This is a genomic window from Pseudogracilibacillus amylolyticus (SeqCode), assembly GCF_051918545.1.
Taxonomy (GTDB): Bacteria; Bacillota; Bacilli; order Bacillales; family Amphibacillaceae; genus Pseudogracilibacillus.
This window is the reverse complement of sequence record NZ_JBPPZG010000326.1, coordinates 1-2,606: the sequence shown is the minus strand read 5'-3', so window position 1 is coordinate 2,606 and position 2,606 is coordinate 1. Positions and strand designations below refer to the sequence as shown.

At 33.5% G+C, this 2,606-nt stretch carries 2 protein-coding genes; one reads left to right on the top strand and one right to left on the bottom strand.

What is annotated here, in order from left to right; translation table 11 throughout:
* Positions 1-320: FtsW/RodA/SpoVE family cell cycle protein (locus ACPYKA_RS20305; RefSeq protein WP_479544004.1), on the top strand; the 320-nt coding region annotated here is incomplete at its 5' end.
* A gap of 272 nt (positions 321-592) precedes the next feature.
* On the opposite strand, the gene abc-f is transcribed toward ACPYKA_RS20305, so the two are convergent.
* Positions 593-2,506, bottom strand: coding sequence for a ribosomal protection-like ABC-F family protein (gene abc-f, locus ACPYKA_RS20300; RefSeq protein WP_479544003.1), 1,914 nt, complete (start codon positions 2,504-2,506; stop codon positions 593-595).
* Positions 2,507-2,606 lie beyond the last annotated feature (100 nt).

Below are 2,606 nucleotides of genomic sequence, written 5' to 3'. Positions count from 1 at the left end.
GAGAAAGTTTTGGATTTATTGGTGCTTCTATTGTTATTTTTGTATTCTTTTTACTGATCTATAAATTGGTAACTCTTGGAATGAAAAGCTTTCAATTTAGTCCTTACGGTTCCTATGTCTGTTTTGGGTTTATGGCTTTAGTACTAATTCACACATTCCAAAATATTGGAATGACGATTGGGATCATGCCAATAACCGGAATACCACTCTTATTTATAAGCTATGGAGGAAGTACTATATTATCAACAATGATTGGGTATGGTATAGTTTATCGTGTAGCAGTTGAGCAGTCACGTCAACAGGATTTCTTATTTAATTAGTTGTGGATAAATGAACGGGAAAGATATAAAAATATCCTTTTCGTTATTAGTAAATCGTTGGAAGGAGATCCCTTTCAACGATTTTTATTTTCGATTTTAAGATAATAAGTCTATCCGTATTATGGTATACGTTCCATCAAGCATGATCTGAAACTGTGACCAATACATATTTCTTAGAAAGTAAATAGGGTAGGTTTTAGAAAACGCAAAAACTAATAGAGTGATTATTGCAAAAAATAGCTTGTACCAAAAATCTTACAAGCTGTTTTGCTTTATTCTTGGAGTATTGTCCATTCTTCCATTAAATGTTCAATCTGCTCTTTTATTTCGTTTGATTCTGTTGTAAGTTTCAATAGTTTTTCATGATCATTAAAAATATTAGGATCAGTCATGGACAATTCGGTTTCTTCCAGTTTTAATTCTAAGCTTTGAATTTCATTTTCTAGTTTAGTTATTTGTCTTGCTTTCTTCCTCTGTTCACTTTGTAATTTCTTTTGTTCAGTAAATGACAACTGCGCATCATTAGGATTGTCCTTGTCTTTTATAGTCTTGTTTTTCTCCAGCATTTTAATTTCTTCTTGTTCCAGCATTTTTTCTAAATAATAATCATAATCTCCGAGATAAATTGTGACACCATCTTGCTTTAAATCGAAAACTTTATCAGCGATTTTGTTAATAAAATACCTGTCATGAGAAACAAACAAAATGGTTCCTGCATAATCCTGTAATGCAGCTTCGAGCACTTCTTTACTCATGAGATCCAAATGGTTTGTCGGTTCATCCAATATTAGAAAGTTTGCCCGTTTTAACATTAATTTAGCTAGAGAAACTCTTGCTTTTTCTCCACCACTTAACATAAAAATATTTTTTTCCACTTCTTCACCAGAGAATAAAAAATTACCTAAGACGGTCCGAATTTCTTGCTCTGTTTTATTCGGAAATTCATCCCATACTTCCGCTAATACCGTATTTTTAGGAGTTAAATTTTCTTGTTCTTGAGCATAGTATCCAATTTGTACATTGGATCCTAATATTATATTTTCCTGATTGTTTAGCATAATTGCTTTTAATAGAGTAGTTTTGCCGATACCGTTTTCCCCAATTAGTGCAACTCTTTCACCACGATGAAGGTTGAAAGAAACATTTTTAAATAGAGCTTCACTTTCGTCCGGATGCGTATAGGAAAAGTCATTGACAGAGAGGACATCATTACCACTTGTTTTTTCGATTCCAAAAGAAAAAGAGGCACTTGATTCGTCACCTAATGGTCGATCAATTTTTTCTATTCTTTCTAATTGTTTTCGTCTGCTTTGCGCACGCTTCGTTGTGGAAGCCCTGGCGATATTGCGTTGAATGAAGTCCTCCATTTCCTTCATTTCTTGTTGTTGGCGTTCATACATTTTCAAATCTCGTTCATAGTTTAACGCCTTTTGTTGCAGAAACTTTGAGTAGGATCCATGATATTTATATGTTCGCTTATGAGCAACTTCGTAAACTATATTTACGATTTTATCTAAAAAATAGCGATCATGCGATACGATTAGTAGTGCTCCTTCATAATTACTTAAATAATTTTCTAACCAAGTTAATGTGGAAATATCCAAATGGTTCGTTGGCTCATCCAAAATTAACAACTTTGGCCTCTGCAATAAAAGCTTTCCGAGTGAAAGACGTGTTTTTTGTCCACCACTTAAGTCATTAACATACAAATCAAAGTCTTCTTCGGGAAAACCAAGACCGATTAAAACACCTTTTACATCACTTCTATAACGGTAACCGCCATTTTGTTCAAATTTCTCTTGCCGTCTGCTATATTCATTAATTAGTTTTTCATCATATTTCCCATTAGAACTTTTTTTCTCAATTTCCGCTGCAAGATTAGCTAACTCTATTTCCTCTTCAATAAATATAGTGAATACAGACAGCATTTCCTCCCAAATAGTATGCGTGGAAACTAAATCATTATGTTGTGCTAAATAACCAATCGTCAAATCTTTCGTTTTAAAAATTTCACCATGATCGTAATCCATTTCACCTGTCATAATTTTAAGTAAGGTTGATTTACCCGCACCATTTCGTCCTACGATTGCAATGCGGTCTCTATGTTGAATTTCCATATTAATGTCATGTAATATAACGTCACCAGCAAAGGACTTCACGATATTTTTTAATTGCATTAAAATCATGTTGTACACCCCATTCCTATTTAAGAGGATGTTCAAAAAGTCCGGTAAAAATGACACTGCGAATTTCTTCGTTGGCTTGCTTCTCCGCTCCTTGAAAAAG